Here is a 17,872-nt window from a genome sequence, read left to right on the forward strand (position 1 = left end):
CGGCCGCACACGATGTGCGACCGGGCCCAGGGGCTAACGAAGGTCAGTGTCCTTCGTCGTGGTGCGATGCCTCGATCTCGGAACGCTTCACCGGGGCGATGCGGTCCTCGAAGAAGAACGACGACGCTGATGCTCGGGCCCGCTGCAGAGCGGTGATCTTGCCGTTGGCGTTCGGTCGGACCATGAGGGGCTCGTACTCGTTGAAGTCGAGCAAGCGCCAGCGCTCGTACTCGTCGAGCTGCTCGTGCACCTCGATGTACTCACCACCCGGCAGGCGAACGATGCGTCCCGACTCGTAGCCGTGGAGGGCGATCTCACGGTCCTTCTTCTGAAGGGCGAGGCAGACCCGCTTCGTGACCCAGAAGGCGATGAAGGGCCCGATGATCAGGGCTGCCTGGCACGCGTGGATGACGTAGTTCAACGACAGGTGGAAGTGCGTCGCCATGATGTCGGAGCTCGCCGCTGCCCAGAGGCTGGCGTAGAACACGATGCCGGCGGCGCCGATCGCGGTGCGCGTCGGAGCGTTGCGAGGCCGGTCGAGGATGTGGTGCTCGCGCTTGTCGCCGGTCACCCAGGCCTCGAAGAACGGGTACAGCAGGACGACGACGATGAAGAGACCCAGGACCGTGATCGGCACGAGGATGTTCATGGAGACCGTGTAACCGAAGGCGACGAACTCCCAGCCCGGAGGAACGAGACGGAGGGCGCCGTCGGCGAAACCGATGTACCAGTCGGGTTGCGTACCTGCCGACACGGGGGAGGGGTCGTACGGGCCGTAGTTCCAGATGGGGTTGATCGTGAACAGCGAGGCGATCAACACGATGACGCCGAAGACGATGAAGAAGAATCCACCGGCCTTCGCCGCGAACACGGGCATGACGGGCACGCCCACGACGTTCTGGTTCGTCTTGCCGGGGCCGGCGAACTGCGTGTGCTTGTTGATGATGAGCAACAGCAGGTGCACGCCCAGGAGGGCGATCAACAGTGCGGGGAGCAGCATGATGTGCAGCGAGTAGAACCGGCCGACCATGTCGGTACCCGGGAACTCTCCACCGAACACGAGGTACGAGATCCAGACGCCGATCACGGGGATGCCCTTGATCATGCCGTCGATGATGCGGGCACCGTTGCCGGAGAGGAGGTCGTCGGGAAGCGAGTACCCGGTGAAGCCCTCGGCCATCGCGAGGATCCAGAGCGTGAAGCCCACGACCCAGTTGATCTCGCGGGGCTTGCGGAATGCGCCGGTGAAGTAGACGCGCAGCATGTGCAGCATGATCGCGGCCACGAACAGCAGTGCGGCCCAGTGGTGGATCTGGCGGAACAGGAGGCCGCCACGGATGTCGAACGAGATGTCGAGCGTCGAGGCCATCGCCGCCGACATGTTGAGGCCCTTGAGCGGAACGTACGAACCGTTGTAGTTGACCTCAGCCATCGAGGGCTGGAAGAAGAACGTGAGGAACGTGCCCGAGAGCAGGATCACGACGAACGAGTAGAGAGCGACCTCGCCCAACATGAACGACCAGTGGTCAGGGAAGATCTTTCGACCCACCTCTTTGACCAAGCCGGACATGCTCGTGCGCTCGTCGATGTAGTTGGCCGTCGCGCCGAGGAATTTGTTGGTCTTCGTCGGTGCGAAGGCAGGGGCCTTGCCGATGTTCTCGGACGTGGCCGGTTCGGCACCGTGTGCCGGGGTGGTGGTGATCACTTTTCGCGCTCCCAGAAGCTCGGGCCCACAGGTTCGTGGAAGTCGCTCTGCGCGACGAGGTACCCGTCGGCGTCGACAGTGATGGGCAGCTGCGGCAGGGGGCGCTTGGCGGGCCCGAAGATGACTTCGCAGTTGTTCGTCACGTCGAACGTGGACTGGTGGCAGGGGCAGAGCAGGTGGTGTGTCTGCTGTTCGTAGAGGGCCACGGGGCACCCGACGTGCGTGCAGATCTTCGAGTAGGCGACGATTCCGTCGTACTGCCAGTCTTCGCGTCCCTCGGCCGGGTTGAGGTCTTCCGGCTTCAGGCGCATGAGAAGGACGGCCGCTTTGGCTTTCTCTTCGAGCAGGTGTTCTGATTCGTTGAGGTTCTCGGGGATGACGTGGAACACGGAACCGAGGGTGACGTCCGACGCCTTGATGCGGGTCCCGGAGGGGTCGGCGGCGAGATGCATGCCTTCTTCCCACAGCGTGTGGCGGAGGACCGCGTTGGGGTCTTCCGCAGGTGCGAGGTCGCGGAACAGCACCACGGCGGGGAGGGGCGTCGCGACGAGAGCGCCGATCAGGCTGTTTCGGATCAGCGAACGACGACCGAAGCCGCTCTCGTGATTGCCCAGTGCGAAGACCTCGACGGCCTTCTCACGCGTCGGCTCGGAGCCACGCGTGTCGTGGCGCATCTCGGTGATCTCTCGCGCCGGCATGAGGGTCTTGGACCAGTGCACCGCACCGATTCCGACGGACAACAGACCGAGGGCGATCCCGAGGCCCAAGAACAGGTTGTTCAGGCGGACCGAGCCGGAGTCACCCGACGTGATCGGGAAGGCCACGTACGCGCCGATGGCCGCGATGCTGCCGACGATCGACAGGAAGAAGAACAGGCTGACCTGGCGCTCCGCACGCTTCTCGACCTTGGGGTCGATGTCGGTGACGCGGTCGCGGTGGGCCGGTTCACCCGGGTTCTGGAACACGTCGGACGTCACGACCGCCGTGCCGGCCGAGACCTGTCGAGGCTCGCGCTTCTCGACAGCCGAGCCCGCCGTGGGGGCCTCGTCGTCGTGCTCTGCCATTGATTCTGCCTTTCGTGAAGTACGGAGAGAACGCGGGTCAGTTCGACCGGGCGGTCAGCCAGATGGTGATCGCGACGATCGCACCGAGCCCGAAGATCCAGATGAAGAGACCTTCGGCGACGGGGCCGAGGCTCCCGAGCTCGAATCCACCCGGCGACGGGTTGTTCTCGACGTACTTGAGGTACGTGATGATGTCGGCCTTGTCTTGGGGCGACAGGTTGAGGTCGTTGAAGACCGGCATGTTCTGCGGGCCCGTCTGCATGGCCTCGTAGATGTGGTGGGCGGTGACGCCGTCGAGTGCGGGGGCGAACTTGCCCTGGGTGAGTGCGCCACCCGCACCGGCCACGTTGTGGCACATGGCGCAGTTGATGCGGAACAGCTCGGCGCCGTTGGTCGTGTCGCCGTCGGCCTGGAGCAGGGACTCGTCGGGGATGGCCGGACCCGGGGCGAGGGAGGCGACGTAGGCGGCCATGGCGGCGACCTGCTCATCCGAGAACTGCGTGGGCTTCTGTTCGGCCTGAGGGCCGTTCACGGCCATGGGCATGCGACCGGTGCCGACCTGGAAGTCGACCGAGGCCGCCCCGACGCCGATCAGGCTGGGACCGCTGTCGGTGCCGGCAGCGCTCAGACCGTGGCAGGTCGCACAGTTCGAGGCGAAGAGCTTCTGACCCTCGTCGATGCTCTGCTGCGACGTGGCGGTGGCGCTGCTCTCGTCTGCCGAGGCGGTCGAGGAGAAGAGCGCGTAGGCACCGCCCGTGGTGAGCAGACCGACGAGCAGGAGGGAGGCGGTGGCGACGGGGCCGCGACGGCCGGCCTTCTTGGTGCGTCGGGAGGACGAGGTTCTGGAGAACATGCTGTGCAGACGATCCAATGCCTATTTGAGGAGGTAGATGACGATGAAGAGGCCGATCCAGACGACGTCGACGAAGTGCCAGTAGTACGACACGACGATGGCCGTCGTGGCCTCTTTGTGCCCGAAGTTCTTGACTGCGTAGGCACGACCGATGGTGAGCAGGAAGGCGATGAGGCCACCGATGACGTGGGCGCCGTGGAAGCCGGTCGTCATGTAGAAGGCCGAGCCGTAGGCGCTGGAGCTGAGGGTGACGTGCTCGGAGATCAGCGTCGCGTACTCGAACACCTGGCCGCAGACGAAGACCGCGCCCATGGCGTAGGTGAGGAAGAACCACTCGACCATGCCCCAGCGGCCGACCTGGAACAGGCGGCCGGTACGGTGCGGCTGCATGCGCTCGGCCGCGAACACGCCGAACTGGCAGGCGACCGAGGACAGCACCAGGGTGATGGTGTTGGTCAGCGCGAACGGCACGTTGTGCAGCGCCGTCTGGTCGGCCCACAGGCCCGGAGACGTCGAGCGGAGCGTGAAGTAGATCGCGAAGAGGCCGGCGAAGAACATGACCTCGCTGCCGAGCCACACGATGGTGCCCACGGCAACCGTGCTGGGTCGATTGACGACGGGGCCGCCAGAAGGTCTCGAGAGAGAGGTACTTGTCACGAGGTCCATTATGCCTGGTAAGTCGCTTTGGGTTTGCGCTCGAAACCCCGGGTCGGGAATTTCCCTTGACGCCGAGACATCGGAGCCGCCCGTGCTCCGCCGGTAGCCTGGGCGCATGACCTCCGAGCTCACCTGGCCCCTGATCATCGACGCGCTCCTCGTCGGTCGCGACCTCTCGATCAGCGAGGCGACGTGGTCGATGGAGCAGGTCATGACCGGCGACGTCACCCCGGCCCAGCTCGGGGCCTTCCTCGTGGCCCTGCGGGCCAAGGGGGAGACGGTGGACGAGATCGTGGGATTCCGCGACGCCGTCCTCGCCCACGCCGTGGCCCTGCCGGTCGACAGCATGGCCGTCGACATCGTCGGCACGGGCGGAGACCGTTTCGGGACGGTCAACGTCTCGACCATGGCCTCCGTCGTCGTGGCGGCCACCGGCGTGCCCGTCATCAAGCACGGCAACCGGGCGGCGAGTTCGTCGTCCGGTTCCTCGGACGTCCTGTCGGCCCTCGGCATCGACCTGACCATCGGCGCCGACCGTGTGGCCGAGGTCCTGCGCGAAGCCGGGCTGACCTTCGCCTTCGCGGCCGCCTTCCACCCGGGCTTCGGCAACGCCGCCGCCGTGCGGCGTGAGATCGGCGTCCCGACGGTCTTCAACTTCCTCGGGCCCCTCGTGAACCCGGCACGACCCGAGGCGAGTGCGGTCGGCGTCGCGTCGCTCGACAAGGTGCCGCTGATCGTGGGCGTGTTCCAGACCCGGGGCGCGACGGCGCTCGTGTTCCGCGGCGACGACGGCCTCGACGAGTTGACCACCACCGGTCACAGCCACATCTGGGAGGTCACCGGAGGCTCGGTGACCGAGCACGACCTCGACCCGCTCGAGTTGGGCATCCCGCGGGCGCGCATCTCCGACCTCGTCGGCGGCGACGCGGCGTACAACGCGGCCGTCGCCCGCGAGGTGCTGGCGGGGGAGCGCGGCCCCGTCCGCGACATCGTGCTGCTCAACGCGGCGGCCGGACTGGTCTCGTACGGGCTGGCCGCGGACCCGGGCCAGCGCGAACGGCCGCTCCTCGCCCGCTTCCGGGAGCAGCTGGACGTCGCGGCCCGCGCCGTCGACTCGGGGGCGGCGATCGCGAAACTGGACCAGTGGGTGGCGGCGACCCGCGCCTCCTGAGACGAACCGTGCCTCCTCGTCCTCGGGCGGGCGGACGACGAAGGGCCCGTCCGATCGGACGGGCCCTTCGCGCGGAGGATCAGTTGACGTCGTCGTCGACCCAGTCGAAGGTCTTCGTGACGGCCTTCTTCCAGAGACGCAGCGTGCGGTCACGCTCGTCGGCGTCGATGTTCGGCGTCCAGCGCTTGTCCTCCTGCCAGTTGGCACGGAGGTCGTCGAGCGTCTCCCAGAAGCCGACCGCGAGACCGGCCGCGTAGGCCGCTCCGAGCGCGGTGGTCTCGGCGACCACGGGACGGACGACCGGGACGTCGAGGATGTCGGCCTGGAACTGCATGAGCGCGTCGTTGGCGGTCATGCCACCGTCGACCTTGAGCTCGGTCAGGTCGACGCCGGAGTCGGCGTTGACGGCGTCGAGCACCTCGCGGGTCTGGAACGCGGTCGCCTCGAGGGCGGCGCGGGCGATGTGGCCCTTGTTGACGTAGCGGGTGAGGCCGACGAGGGCACCACGCGCGTCGGACCGCCAGTAGGGCGCGAACAGGCCCGAGAAGGCGGGCACGAAGTACACTCCGCCGTTGTCCTCGACGGTCTTGGCGAGCTCCTCGACCTCGGGGGCGGAGCCGATCATGCCCAGGTTGTCGCGCAGCCACTGGATCAGCGAACCCGTGACCGCGATGGACCCTTCGAGGGCGTAGTGGGGTGCGGCGTCGCCGAGCTTGTAGCCGAGCGTCGTGAGCAACCCGTTCTTCGAGTGGACGATCTCTTCGCCCGTGTTGAAGATCAGGAAGTTGCCGGTGCCGTACGTGTTCTTCGACTCGCCCTGGTCGAAGGCGGCCTGGCCGAAGGTGGCGGCCTGCTGGTCGCCGAGGATGCCGGCGATGGGCACCTCGCGCAGCAGGCTCGAGGCCTCGACCGTGCCGTAGACCTCGGACGAGCTCTTGATCTCGGGGAGCATCGACCTCGGCACGTCGAAGGCCTCGAGGATGTCGTCGCGCCACTCGAGCGTCTCGAGGTCCATGAAGAGGGTGCGCGAGGCGTTCGTCACGTCGGTGACGTGGACGCCACCGTCGGTGCCGCCGGTGAGGTTCCAGAGGACCCAGGTGTCGGTCGTGCCGAAGAGCAGGTCGCCCGCCTCGGCCTTCTCACGGGCGCCCTCGACGTTCTCGAGGATCCAGACGACCTTCGTGCCCGAGAAGTAGGTCGCGAGCGGCAGGCCGACGATCGGCTTGAAGCGCTCGACGCCACCGTCGGCGGCCAGGCGGTCGACGATGGACTGCGTGCGGGTGTCCTGCCAGACGATGGCGTTGTAGACGGCCTTGCCGGTGGTCTTGTCCCAGACCACGGCTGTCTCGCGCTGGTTGGTGATGCCGACGGCCTTGATGTTGTGGCGCGTGATGTCGGCCCGGGAGAGGGCCTGGCCGATGACCTCGCGGGTGTTCTCCCAGATCTCGGCGGGGTCGTGCTCGACCCAGCCGGCACGGGGGAAGATCTGCTCGTGCTCTTTCTGGCCGGTGGCCACGATCGAGCCCGAGTGGTCGAAGATGATGGCGCGGGTGCTGGTCGTTCCCTGGTCGATGGCCAGGATGTAGTCGGTGTCGCTCACGGGTGGAACTCCTTCGTCGTTGATGGATGCGGCTCGCACGGAGGCCCGGGTCGGTCCAGTGGAGCGGACGGGCCCGAGCCTCTGCGGGGAGCGGGTGGATCGATGGGCGTCGGACGGCGCGGGGAGCCGGCCTCGGCCGATCAGCAGGTCGCCGGGTCAGGCGGCCAGGGGGAGGAGCGGGAAGGACAGCAGCGCCGCGAGGGCACCGCCGACGAGGGGGCCGACGACCGGCACCCAGGCGTAGGACCAGTCGCTGCCGCCCTTGCCCTTGATGGGCAGGAAGGCGTGGGCGATGCGCGGGCCGAGGTCGCGGGCCGGGTTGATGGCGTAGCCCGTGGGACCACCGAGCGAGGCGCCGATGCCGACCACGAGGAGTGCGACGGCCAGGCCGCCGAGCGGGCCGAGGTTCGCGGCGTTCGGGGAGGCGCCGTTGGTGATGGCGATGATCGTGAAGACCAGCACGAAGGTGCCGATGATCTCGGTGACGAGGTTCCAGCCGTAGTTGCGGATGGCCGGGCCGGTCGAGAACACGCCGAGCTTGGTGGCGGGGTCGGGCTCCTCGTCGAAGTGCTGCTTGTAGGCCAGCCAGACGACGACCGCACCGATGATCGCACCGACCATCTGCGCCGCGACGTAGACGAGGAACGCGGCGAACGTGATGTTGCCGAGGATCAGCTGGGCGATGCTGACGGCCGGGTTGAGGTGCGCCCCGGACGAGTACGAGGCCAGGATGCCGACGAAGACCGCGAGGCCCCAGCCGAAGTTGACCATGAGCGTGCCGCCGTTGAAGCCCTTCGTCTTCGTGAGGGCAACGTTGGCGACGACTCCGCCACCGAGGGTGAGCAGCAATGCGGTGCCCACCGTTTCTGAAAGAAAAATCAATCCCAGGTTCACGTCGACCTTCCTTGTCGTACGGCGGGGCGACAGTGCACCCGCGGTGAGCGTGTGTCAACACCTTAGTGCGGTGATCACACGTGATGAGAAGGAAAGATCCGGTGATTGCACATATGTGCATCAGAGGGTGCCGGGAGTAGGTTGAGCGGCAGCCTGGTGCACCAGAGCACCGTTCCCGGCGCCGAGAAAGGGACTTCGATGAAGAAGCTCATCAACGATCCGTCCGACGTCGTCGCCGAGGCCGTGGCCGGCTTCGGCGCGGCCCACGCGGACCTCGTGGTCGTCTCGCACGACCCGACGTTCGTCCGCCGATCGGCGGCTCCCGTGGCCGGCAAGGTCGCGATCGTGAGCGGCGGCGGCAGCGGTCACGAACCGTTGCACGCGGGGTTCGTCGGCTTCGGCATGCTCTCGGCCGCCGTGCCGGGTCCGATGTTCACGTCGCCCACGCCCGATCCGATCGTCGCCGCCACGCAGGCGGTGGACGCCGGAGCGGGCGTCCTCTACATCGTCAAGAACTACACGGGCGACGTCCTCAACTTCGAGACGGCTGCCGACCTCGTGGAGGCCGAGGGCATCCAGGTGCGCTCGGTGGTGGTCGACGACGACGTCGCGGTCAAGGACTCCCTCTACACCGCCGGTCGCCGAGGCGTCGCCGGCACGGTCGTGGTCGAGAAGACCGCCGGTGCCGCGGCCGAGCGGGGTGATTCCCTCGACGCCGTCGCCGAGGTGGCTCGACGCACGAACGCGGCGACCAGGTCGATGGGCGTCGCCCTCACCGCGGGCACCGTCCCCCATGCCGGTGAGCCGAGCTTCACGCTGGCCGACGACGAGGTCGAGATCGGGATCGGCATCCACGGCGAACCGGGGCGGGAGCGCATCCCGCTCGAACCGGTCGACGCCATCGTCGACCGGCTGCTCGACGCCGTCACCGACGATCTGGGACTCGCCTCCGGCGAGCGGGTGCTGCTCTTCGTCAACGGCATGGGCGGCACGCCGCTCGTCGAGCTCTACATCGCCTACCGTCGTGCGGCCGAGGCCCTCGAAGCACGAGGAGTCGAGGTGTACCGCAGCCTCGTCGGTTCGTACGTCACCTCGCTCGAGATGCAGGGCATGTCGACCACGGTGACCCGCCTCGACGACGAGCTGGCCGAGCTCTGGGACGCCCCGGTCGAGACCGCGGCCCTGCGCCGGGGCCGGTAGGCGTCCGCGTGGACGCCGAGAGCAGGGCACGCCGCGCCGCATCACCGAACCACTGCACGATGAGAGGAACGACCACCGCATGACACTCGACGCCACCTGGACCCGGGCCTGGATCGACCGGACGGCCGACGTCGTCGCCGCCCACCACACGGCCCTCAGTGAACTCGACCGCCAGATCGGCGACGGCGACCACGGCGAGAACCTGTCCCGCGGCTTCACCGCCGTGCGCGCCCGGCTCGCCGACCTCCCCGCCGACGCGACGCCCGGAGCAGCCCTCAAACTCGTCGCCACGACGCTCATCTCGACGGTCGGCGGCGCGTCGGGCCCCCTGCTGGGCACGGCGTACCTGAAAGGGTCGGCGGCCCTGGGCGACGCCACGGAGCTGGACGCGGAGGCGCTGGTCGCCTTCCTGACCGCGGCCCGCGACGGTGTCGTGCTGAGGGGCAAGGCCGAGGTCGGCGACAAGACCATGATCGACGCGTGGACCCCGGCCGTCGACGCAGCAGCCGCCGCAGCTGCGGACGGTGCCTCGCCCGCAGGCGTCCTCCGTGCCGCAGCGGACGCCGCGGCGACCGGTGCCGCCTCGACCGAACCCCTCGTCGCCCGCAAGGGCCGAGCCAGCTACCTCGGCGAGCGTGCCGTGGGTCACCGCGATCCCGGCGCGCAGTCGTCGTCCCTCATCATCGCCGCCGCGGCCGACGCCGCGGACGGCTCGAGCAAGGAGTCCTGAGCATGCCCACCATCGGAATCGTCGTCGTCTCGCACAGTGTCAAGATCGCCGAGGGCGTGGTCGACCTCGCTCGCCAGATGGCCCCCACGACCACCCTCGTGGCCGCCGGAGGGACGGACGACGGGTCCATCGGCACCAGCTTCGACAAGATCTCCGCCGCCCTGGCCGAGGCCGGGCGGGGCGGCGGGGCGGTCGTGCTCTGCGACCTCGGTTCCGCCATCCTGACGAGCGAGACGGCCGTCGACTTCCTCGACGACGCCGACAAGCAGCGGGTGCTCATCGCCGATGCGCCACTGGTCGAGGGAACGGTCGCCGCGGCCGTCTCCGCCGAGACCGGGGGAGACCTCGAGGCCGTGGCGGCGGCCGCCCGGACGGCCACCGGAGTCGCCGACGCGCACGCCGACGAGCGCGACCTCCGAGGTGGCGACGCCGTCGAGCGCTCGGCCGTCCTCGTCAACGCGTCGGGGCTGCACGCCCGTCCCGCCGCCGACCTCGTCACGCACGCGTCTCGGTTCCAGGCCGACGTCACGGTCAACGGCGTCGACGCCAAGAGCCTGCTCCGCATCATGGGGTTGAACGTGGGCGTCGGTTCGACGGTGGCCGTCATGGCGACCGGTCCCGACGCCCCGGCCGCCGTGGACGACCTCATCGCCTTGATCGAAGGCGGTTTCGGCGAGAAGGCGAGCTGATCGCCCGCGGAGCCCGCGCCTCCTGACCTCGCGTCGCGCGGCCGCGACCTGGCGCCGTCGCGACCTAGCGCCGTCGCGACCATTTCGTGAGGAGCATGTCGCCCGACACCAGGACGTGGTCGAGGGCGAGGCCGCGGAGGGCCATCTCGTCGCGGGCCGCGACGATGCGCGGGCCGGCTCCGCCCTCGAGGTTGGGCGACACGGTGAGGCACAGCTCGTCGACGACGTCGGCGGCGACGAGGTCGCCGAGCAACGCCGGGCCTCCTTCGGTGTGGATCTGGGGAAGCCCTCGCTCGACCAGGACCCGGACGAGGAGGCGCGGGTCCACCCGGTCGCGACCGCACGACACGACGTCGGCGACCTCGTCGAGTCGGGCCCGAGCCGCGCGAGGTGCCGCGTCGTGGGTGAGCACCAGGGGGCGGACCGGGGCGTCCGCGAACACGCCGCTCGCCGGGTCGAGGCCGAGTCCGCTCGAGACCACGGCGAAGACGGGATGGTCGGACAGGCCCGCGGCTCGACGCCAGGCGACGGCCTCGTCGTCGAGTCGCATCGGGCCGTAGCCCTCGTCGCGGACCGTGCCCGCCCCGACCACGACCACGTCGCAGAGTCGGCGCAGCAGGTCGAAGACGAGCAGGTCGGCCGGCCCGCCCAGGTCGCGCGTCCTGCCGGCCGCCGTCGCCGATCCGTCGACGCTGGCGACGAAGTTCGCCCGCACGGACGGCGTCGTCCGGTCGTGGGGCCGGTGGAGCTCGACGAGGTCGTCGATCGTCAGTGCGCCGCGGCCGACCGGGGGAGCGGGGTGCAGCTGCACGAGGGTGGTCGCGGTCACAGGGCGTCCTCGTCGAGGTTGTGGCGCTCGACGAGGGGGTCCCGCCAGCCGAGGATCGCCTCGATCATCCGGACGGCGTCGACGCTGGCCCGGACGTCGTGCATGCGGACGATGCGTGCGCCCTGCAGCACGCTCACCGTGGCCGCCGCGAGCGAGCCCGCCAGGCGGTCGGGCTTGTCGCGACCGAGCGACTCGCCGACGAAGTCCTTGTTCGACACCGCGGCGAGCGTCGGGTGACCCAGGGCCGCCACCTCGGACAGGCGCCGGGTGAGTTCGAGCGAGTGCCGGGTCGTCTTGTTCAGGTCGTGCCCCGGATCGACGACGAGTCTGTCGTCGGGCACGCCGTGGGCACGGGCGACGTCGACCCGTCGTGCGAGGAACTCGACGACCTCGGCCACGACGTCGCCGTAGTGCGGACGGGGGTGCGGACGCCGTGGTGCCGCCAGGCTGTGGGTGACGACGAGCGTGGCCTCGCCGTCGGCGACCACGTCGGCCAGGCGCGGATCGTGGAGCCCCGTGGTGTCGTTGACGACGTGCGCCCCGGCGGCGATGACGCGTTCGGCGACCTCGGGGCGGAAGGTGTCGACCGAGATCACGACGTCGGACCGGCTCGCGAGCGCCTCGACCACGGGCAGCACCCGGTCGAGTTCGTCGGAGGCGGACAGCTCGGGCCCGGGCGCGAAGGGGACGCCCCCGATGTCGACCCAGTCGGCGCCCGCCTCGGCCGCGTCCACGGCGGCCTCCACGGCGCGGTCGAGGGCGAAGGTGGCGCCACGGTCGAAGAACGAGTCGGGCGTGCGGTTGACGATCGCCATCACGGCGACCTGGTGCGAGAAGTCGAAGGTCCGCGACCCGATGCGGCGGCGGGGGACGAGGAGGGGCGGCACGGCGAATCCGGCGGGGTCGGCCGCGGGGGAGGGAGCGGCCGCCTCAGCCACGGGAGGTGCCGATCAGGGCGACCGCCTCGACCCGCGCCGACGGCGTGGACAGGACGCCCCGGCTCGCGAGCGTCACCGTCGTGCTGCCCGTCTGACGGGGGCCCCGGGTCGTGACGCATCCGTGCGAGGCGTCGAGCACCACGAGGACGCCGTCGGGGCGGGCGCCGGTCTCCACGGCCTCGGCGATCTCCTCGCCGAGCCGCTCCTGGAGCTGGGGGCGCGAGGCGACCGCGTCGACCACGCGGGGGAGCGCACCCAAGCCGACGATCGTCTCGCCCGGGACGTAGGCCACGTGAGCGACGCCGACGAAGGGCAGCAGGTGGTGCTCGCACACCGACCGGAACGAGATGTCGCGAACGATCACGACCTCGCCCAGCTGGTGCGCTTCGGCCGGGACGGTGGCCTGGCGGACGAGTTCGGCCGCGTCGACCGTGAGCCCCGAGAAGAACTCGGCGTAGGCGTCGGCCACGCGTCGGGGGGTCGACTCGAGCCCGGGCCGGTCGACGTCCTCACCGATCGCGGCGAGCAGTTCGAGCACGGCGGCCTCGATGCGGGGCCCGTCGATCGGCGGAGGAGTCATCGCACCATCCTCTCAGGCGGAGGGGCCGACCGCGCCGTCCGTGCTGCTCCCGAGGTCGACGGCGGTCTCGCGGGGGAGCGCCTCGTGGTGGCGCCGTCCGTGGCTGCGCCGCGCCTCCTTCATCTCGGCCTCGAAGAGGTGCTTCTTGCCGTCCGCCAAGGAATCACGTACGTTCTTCTCATGGTCGCGGAAGGCGGCGTAGTAGCCGTCGTCGTAGTCCTCGACGAGTTGGTAGGTCCAGCGTCCCTCGACGACGTTGCGACCGACGAGGTCCCGGTCCAGCAGGTCGGCGATCTCGTCGTGCCCGGCTCGGCGAAGCGATTCCACGGCATCGCCGAGGGCGAGGTCGGCCTTGCCCGTCAGTCGGTGGAATCCGTAGAGGAATCCACGGGCCTGCTCGACGATCTCGAGCGCGGCGGAGAGTTCACCGAGGGCAGCGACGGTGTCGTCGTCGAGCCCCTGGGGTCGGCGATGCGCGTCGTCGGGCGGCGTGGGGGTCGTGTCGGTCGTCATGCGACCAGGAAACTCCGAGGAGGCGCGGCGTGCGTCAGCGGGGAGCGCTTCCGTCGCCCCTCTCGATGTTACTTGACATAATGTACATTATCAGTCACGCAGGGATGACGCCGGAAGGGGTGCACGGTGGCTCGGGTGGCGCCCCGCCCTCACGCCCCGGACGACTCGGCCAGCACCCGACGCAGCAGCTCGGCCAGGTCGCCGGGTTCGACCGGCTCGTCGGTGGTCGCCAGCTCGTCGAGGGCGAACCAGCGCGACTCGAGGATGTCGCTGCGCTCGTCGTCGGTCCAGTCGTCGTCGACGACCTCGAAGTGCGGCAGACGGACGACGTAGAACTCGGCGTGACCGTGCGTGTGGTCGGCGTCGTCCCAGGACACCTCGAAGTCGTCCACGCGCACGACTTCACCGACCTCGGTGACCACCTGACCGGTCTCTTCGTGCAACTCGCGGATCGCCGCCTCGACATGGGTCTCGCCCGGGTCGACCCCGCCACCCGGCGTGATCCAGCGAGCGAAGCGACTCGTGTCGGGCGCCACCGTCTTCATCAGCAGCACGCGGTCGTCGTCGTCGAGGACGAGGAGGCGCGAGGTCGGTCGGACGATGCGCTCGGTCACGAAGGGGCCCGTCTCAGACGATCGGGGCGAAGTCGCTGGTGTCGCCCACCAGGCGGGTGTGGTCGGCCGGGACGGGATCGACGGCGGCCGACGCGACCTCGGCGGCGAACTCGGCGACGTTGTACAGCTTGCCCGCGCTCTCTTTCCGCGACGAGATGGCACCGGGGTTCGAGCGTTCGAGCAGGGTCGCCGTGATCGTGCCCTCGATCATGTCCCCCGAGACCACGACGAACTCGACGCCCGCGGTCTCGAGCTGCGGCAGCATCTCGCGCAGGGCGTCCTCGCCGGCACGCTTGCTGAGGGCGACGGGGAGGTACTCGGGCATCGTCTCGGTCGTGCGGATGAAGTGGGCCTGGTGGCTCGTGACGAAGACGACGCGCGACCCCGGGGCGAGCAGCGGCAGGGCCGCGGTCAACAGCGCCACCTGGGCGTCGCGGTTGAGCTTGAGCGCGTAGTCCTCGGCCATGCCCGTCTCCATGCCGCCCGAGGCGTTCATCACGAGGACGTCGAGGCCGCCCCAGGCGTCACGCACCGTGTCGAACATCGCCGCCAGGCTGGCCTCGTCGGTGAGGTCGGCCCCGATGGCGATCGCCTCGCCGCCCGCCTGCTCGATGGTCGAGACGAGCTGCAGTGCGCGCTTCTCCTTGTTGCGGTAGTTCACGACGACCTTCGCTCCGGCCTCGGCGAAGTAGCGCACGGTGTCGGCACCGATCCCCCGGGACGATCCGGTGACCAGGACTCGGGCTCCGGCGAGGGACTCTGCGGCGAGGGGGTTGGACAAGGCGTGCTCCAGACTGTGCGGGGATCGATCGGCCCGTGGACCGGACTCGACCCTACCAATCCCCCTCGTCATCGTCAGGGGCGGGTGATAGTTTTCATAACAGGGGAACGAGAGAAGGTCGACGTGGACGTCTTGAACGATTACGCATGGGTCGCGTGGATCGCGCTCATCCTGGTGTTCGTCATCGTCGAGGTGACGACGCTCGAATTCACCTTCCTCATGCTCGCCATCGGCAGCGTCGGCGGTCTGCTCGCCGGCCTCTTCGGTGCCCCGTGGTGGCTGCAGGCGATCATCGCGGCCGTCCTCGCGGTCCTGTTGCTGTTCACCGTGCGGCCGCCGTTGCTGCGGGCGCTGCGCCGCGGGGGCGATCCGACCCCCAGCAACGTCGAGGCGCTGCTCGGGCTGCGCGGCACGGTCGTCGTGCCCATCGGCTCCGACCCCGGCCAGGTCAAGCTGTCGAACGGCGAGACCTGGACGGCCCGCGTGCTGTCCTCCCCCGCGACGTCGGCAGGCGCCGACCTCGCACTCGACACCGGGGCCCCGGTCGTCGTGACCGCCATCGAGGGGTCGACCGCCTTCGTCGCCCCCGCAGAGAGGTCCTGAAGCCATGGACACCATCAGTGCCGGAACCGTCGTCACGATCGTGGTCGTCGCGATCGTCGTCGTGCTCGTCCTCGTCATCCTCTTCCGCTCGGTCCGCATCATCCCGCAGGCGAGTGCCGGCGTGGTCGAACGTCTGGGGCGGTACCACAAGACCCTCTCCCCCGGGCTCAACCTGCTGGTGCCGTTCATCGACCGCGTGCGGCCGCTGATCGACATGCGCGAGCAGGTCGTCTCGTTCCCGCCGCAGCCCGTCATCACCGAGGACAACCTGGTCGTCTCGATCGACACGGTCGTGTACTTCCAGGTGACCGACGCCCGGGCGGCCACCTACGAGATCGCCAACTACCTCGGGGCCGTCGAACAGCTCACGACGACCACGCTGCGCAACGTGGTCGGCGGGTTGAACCTCGAGCAGGCCCTCACCAGTCGCGACAACATCAACGGCCAGTTGCGCATCGTGCTCGACGAGGCCACCGGCAAGTGGGGCATCCGGGTCGGCCGCGTCGAGCTGAAGGCCATCGATCCGCCCCTGTCGATCCAGGACTCGATGGAGCAGCAGATGCGTGCCGAGCGCAACCGTCGCGCCGCCATCCTCACCGCCGAGGGCACCAAGCAGTCCCAGATCCTCGAGGCCGAGGGGTCGCGGCAGTCGTCGATCCTCAAGGCCGAGGGCGACGCCAAGGCCCAGGTGCTGCGGGCACAGGGCGAAGCCGAGGCCATCGCGACGGTCTTCAACGCCATCCACGCCGGCGACCCCGACCCGAAGCTGCTCGCGTACCAGTACCTCCAGACCCTGCCGAAGATCGCGGACGGCTCGGCCAACACGATGTGGATCATCCCGAGCGAGTTGACCGAGGCCCTGAAGGGCATCGGGCAGGGCTTCTTCGCCCCGCGCGACCCGAACGCCCCGGGGTGGACCCCGACCGAGGCCCCCAAGGTCTCCGAGATGGACGTCACGCCCGACCTCGCATCGACCGTCGACCTCGAGGCCGAACCGGACCTCGGCTTCCCGACCGTCACCACGCCCGGTGAGACCGGCTCCGGTGTCGGTTCAGGAGGCGCGGGTGCGGCCGGCGCCGATCGGCCGGCCCCCGGGGCGGGCGCGTCGGACACCGGGCCGACCACTCCTCCGGCGACCTCGTAGTGCCGTCCGCTCCCCCGATCTCGGCCGGCTGGTTCGCTCCGGCCGGCCCCCGGGTGTTGGCGCACCGGGGCCTGGCCGTCGACGCCCCGGAGAACACGATGCTGGCGTTCGCCCTCGCCGTGTCGGCCGGGGCGACGTACGTCGAGACCGACGTGCACGCCACGCGCGACGGCATCGCGGTGATCAGCCACGATCCCGACCTGACGCGGCTCGCGGGACGCGAGCAGCGCCTCCTCGACCTCGACCTCGCGGAGGTCAAGACGGTCCGGCTCGACGGTGAGCACGAGATCCCCACCCTCGACGAGGCGCTCGACGCCTTCCCCGAGACCCGGTTCAACATCGACCTCAAGTCGGACGAGGCCGTCGCGCCGGCCGTCCGAGCGATCGCCCGCGTCCGGGCGACGGATCGCGTCCTGGTGACCTCGTTCGACCACCGGAGGCGTCGGCGGGCGGTCCGGGCGCTGCCGGGAGTCGCGACGTCGGCCTCGTCCCGGGGCATCGTCGCGGCGGTGGCCGCAGGCCTCGTCCCGCTCCCCCGCCTCCGGCGATCGCTGGTGCGGCGCGCCCTCGTCGGGTGCCGGGCCGTCCAGGTCCCCGAGCGTAAGGGCCCGGTCCGCATCGTCACGGCCGCGCGCGTGGCCGAGTGGGCGGCACTGGGGGTCGAGACGCACGTGTGGACCGTCAACGAGCCTGCCGACATGGTGAGGCTGCTCGACCTGGGCGTGCACGGCATCGTCACCGATCGCGCCGACCTGGCGCTCGACGAGGTGCGTCGGCGCGCCGTGTGACCCTGGCCCGAGACTGCCCGAGCACTGTGAAGGGACTGTGAAATCGCACGGCTCGGAACGGCGGAGGTCCAGAACGGGTTACAACGGGTGATTGCAACGCGAGAGGAGACCACACAATGGCAGATCGCAGTTTGCGCGGAATGAGGCTCGGCAGCCAGAGCCTGCAGAGCGAAGAGGGCGTGGAGTTCTCGCCCCGCAAGAAGGCCGTTTACCAGACGACCGACGGTCAGACGTTCGACATGGTGTTCGCTGCGGACGCCGAGATCCCGGACATCTGGCAGTCACCCAAGAGCGGCCAAGAGGGTCGTTTGCTCTCGGCCGACGGCAAGCCCGTCGAGATCGACGCCGGAGACGCGAAGGTCCCCCGGAGCCACTGGGACATGTTGCTCGAGCGACGCAGCCGCGACGAGCTCGAGGAGCTCCTCCAAGAACGACTCGACTTCCTCAGGGCCCGCAAGGGCCAGCACAAGATCGGCGCCTGACGACCCGTCCGGCAGCGATCCGACGAGAAGGCCCGAC

General features: G+C 69.5%; 20 protein-coding genes. 8 read left to right on the forward strand and 12 right to left on the reverse strand.

Annotated elements, in window-relative coordinates; translation table 11 throughout:
* Positions 1–43 precede the first annotated feature (43 nt).
* From ACIOSR_RS00445 to ACIOSR_RS00460, 4 genes are read right to left on the reverse strand one after another with little or no spacing between them, the layout of a single operon-like run.
* Positions 44–1,654, reverse strand: a complete 1,611-nt coding sequence (locus ACIOSR_RS00445; protein WP_043595069.1) for a cytochrome bc complex cytochrome b subunit — start codon at positions 1,652–1,654, stop codon at positions 44–46.
* A gap of 47 nt (positions 1,655–1,701) precedes the next feature.
* The gene (locus ACIOSR_RS00450; protein ID WP_402751588.1) at positions 1,702–2,769 is read right to left on the reverse strand and encodes a Rieske 2Fe-2S domain-containing protein; all 1,068 of its coding nucleotides are present in this window, start codon (positions 2,767–2,769) and stop codon (positions 1,702–1,704) included.
* A 37-nt stretch (positions 2,770–2,806) separates the two neighbouring features.
* The gene (locus tag ACIOSR_RS00455) at positions 2,807–3,622 is read right to left on the reverse strand and encodes a c-type cytochrome (RefSeq protein ID WP_056045057.1); all 816 of its coding nucleotides are present in this window, start codon (positions 3,620–3,622) and stop codon (positions 2,807–2,809) included.
* A 21-nt stretch (positions 3,623–3,643) separates the two neighbouring features.
* Positions 3,644–4,288 (reverse strand): heme-copper oxidase subunit III, encoded by a 645-nt coding sequence (locus ACIOSR_RS00460; protein ID WP_082460212.1) that lies wholly within the window; start codon positions 4,286–4,288, stop codon positions 3,644–3,646.
* Between the two features lie 106 nt (positions 4,289–4,394).
* Here ACIOSR_RS00460 and trpD point away from each other — a divergent pair, with 106 nt between their 5' ends.
* Positions 4,395–5,450: an anthranilate phosphoribosyltransferase gene (trpD, locus tag ACIOSR_RS00465; protein ID WP_123570026.1), complete on the forward strand. Its 1,056-nt coding sequence runs from the start codon at positions 4,395–4,397 to the stop codon at positions 5,448–5,450.
* Between the two features lie 79 nt (positions 5,451–5,529).
* On the opposite strand, the gene glpK is transcribed toward trpD, so the two are convergent.
* On the reverse strand, positions 5,530–7,050 hold the full coding sequence (gene glpK / locus ACIOSR_RS00470) for a glycerol kinase GlpK (protein WP_056045060.1): 1,521 nt from the start codon (positions 7,048–7,050) through the stop codon (positions 5,530–5,532).
* Positions 7,051–7,206: 156 nt separating this feature from the next.
* Entirely contained in the window at positions 7,207–7,944 is a 738-nt protein-coding gene (locus tag ACIOSR_RS00475) for an MIP/aquaporin family protein (protein ID WP_123517649.1), read from the reverse strand.
* 198 nt (positions 7,945–8,142) lie between these two features.
* On the opposite strand from ACIOSR_RS00475, the gene dhaK reads away from it, so the two are divergent.
* From dhaK to dhaM, 3 genes are all read left to right on the forward strand, one after another.
* Positions 8,143–9,144, forward strand: a complete 1,002-nt coding sequence (dhaK, locus tag ACIOSR_RS00480; RefSeq protein ID WP_402751589.1) for a dihydroxyacetone kinase subunit DhaK — start codon at positions 8,143–8,145, stop codon at positions 9,142–9,144.
* A gap of 79 nt (positions 9,145–9,223) precedes the next feature.
* A complete protein-coding gene (dhaL, locus tag ACIOSR_RS00485; protein WP_056045063.1) occupies positions 9,224–9,874 on the forward strand; it encodes a dihydroxyacetone kinase subunit DhaL in 651 nt (216 codons plus the stop codon).
* Positions 9,875–9,876: 2 nt separating this feature from the next.
* Complete coding sequence (gene dhaM / locus ACIOSR_RS00490) at positions 9,877–10,563, forward strand: dihydroxyacetone kinase phosphoryl donor subunit DhaM (RefSeq protein ID WP_402751590.1); 687 nt, start codon at positions 9,877–9,879, stop codon at positions 10,561–10,563.
* A gap of 64 nt (positions 10,564–10,627) precedes the next feature.
* On the opposite strand, the gene ACIOSR_RS00495 is transcribed toward dhaM, so the two are convergent.
* From ACIOSR_RS00495 to ACIOSR_RS00520, 6 genes are all read right to left on the reverse strand, one after another.
* A complete protein-coding gene (locus tag ACIOSR_RS00495) occupies positions 10,628–11,392 on the reverse strand; it encodes a pyrimidine reductase family protein (RefSeq protein ID WP_056045067.1) in 765 nt (254 codons plus the stop codon).
* Entirely contained in the window at positions 11,389–12,330 is a 942-nt protein-coding gene (gene folP / locus ACIOSR_RS00500; protein ID WP_402751591.1) for a dihydropteroate synthase, read from the reverse strand. Before folP ends, ACIOSR_RS00495 begins: the two co-directional genes overlap by 4 nt.
* Positions 12,323–12,910, reverse strand: coding sequence for a GTP cyclohydrolase I (gene folE / locus ACIOSR_RS00505; RefSeq protein WP_402751592.1), 588 nt, complete (start codon positions 12,908–12,910; stop codon positions 12,323–12,325). Before folE ends, folP begins: the two co-directional genes overlap by 8 nt.
* Positions 12,911–12,922: 12 nt before the next feature.
* The gene (locus ACIOSR_RS00510) at positions 12,923–13,423 is read right to left on the reverse strand and encodes a hypothetical protein (protein ID WP_159826690.1); all 501 of its coding nucleotides are present in this window, start codon (positions 13,421–13,423) and stop codon (positions 12,923–12,925) included.
* Between the two features lie 149 nt (positions 13,424–13,572).
* On the reverse strand, positions 13,573–14,037 hold the full coding sequence (locus ACIOSR_RS00515) for an NUDIX hydrolase (protein ID WP_402751593.1): 465 nt from the start codon (positions 14,035–14,037) through the stop codon (positions 13,573–13,575).
* A 13-nt stretch (positions 14,038–14,050) separates the two neighbouring features.
* Entirely contained in the window at positions 14,051–14,818 is a 768-nt protein-coding gene (locus ACIOSR_RS00520; protein ID WP_056045077.1) for an SDR family oxidoreductase, read from the reverse strand.
* Positions 14,819–14,941: 123 nt separating this feature from the next.
* On the opposite strand from ACIOSR_RS00520, the gene ACIOSR_RS00525 reads away from it, so the two are divergent.
* The 4 genes from ACIOSR_RS00525 to ACIOSR_RS00540 all read left to right on the forward strand — a co-directional run bounded on the left by ACIOSR_RS00525 (position 14,942) and on the right by ACIOSR_RS00540 (position 17,835).
* Positions 14,942–15,421 carry an NfeD family protein gene (locus ACIOSR_RS00525; RefSeq protein ID WP_123570043.1) on the forward strand — a complete coding sequence of 160 codons (480 nt, stop codon included), beginning with the start codon at positions 14,942–14,944 and terminating at the stop codon, positions 15,419–15,421.
* 4 nt (positions 15,422–15,425) lie between these two features.
* On the forward strand, positions 15,426–16,565 hold the full coding sequence (locus ACIOSR_RS00530; RefSeq protein WP_082460214.1) for an SPFH domain-containing protein: 1,140 nt from the start codon (positions 15,426–15,428) through the stop codon (positions 16,563–16,565).
* The gene (locus ACIOSR_RS00535) at positions 16,565–17,353 is read left to right on the forward strand and encodes a glycerophosphodiester phosphodiesterase family protein (protein WP_402751594.1); all 789 of its coding nucleotides are present in this window, start codon (positions 16,565–16,567) and stop codon (positions 17,351–17,353) included. Before ACIOSR_RS00530 ends, ACIOSR_RS00535 begins: the two co-directional genes overlap by 1 nt.
* Positions 17,354–17,469: 116 nt before the next feature.
* Positions 17,470–17,835, forward strand: a complete 366-nt coding sequence (locus ACIOSR_RS00540; RefSeq protein WP_402751595.1) for an RNA polymerase-binding protein RbpA — start codon at positions 17,470–17,472, stop codon at positions 17,833–17,835.
* Positions 17,836–17,872: the final 37 nt, after the last annotated feature.

The sequence above is a fragment of the Frigoribacterium sp. NPDC087798 genome (assembly GCF_044742985.1).
Lineage (GTDB): Bacteria > Actinomycetota > Actinomycetes > Actinomycetales > Microbacteriaceae > Frigoribacterium.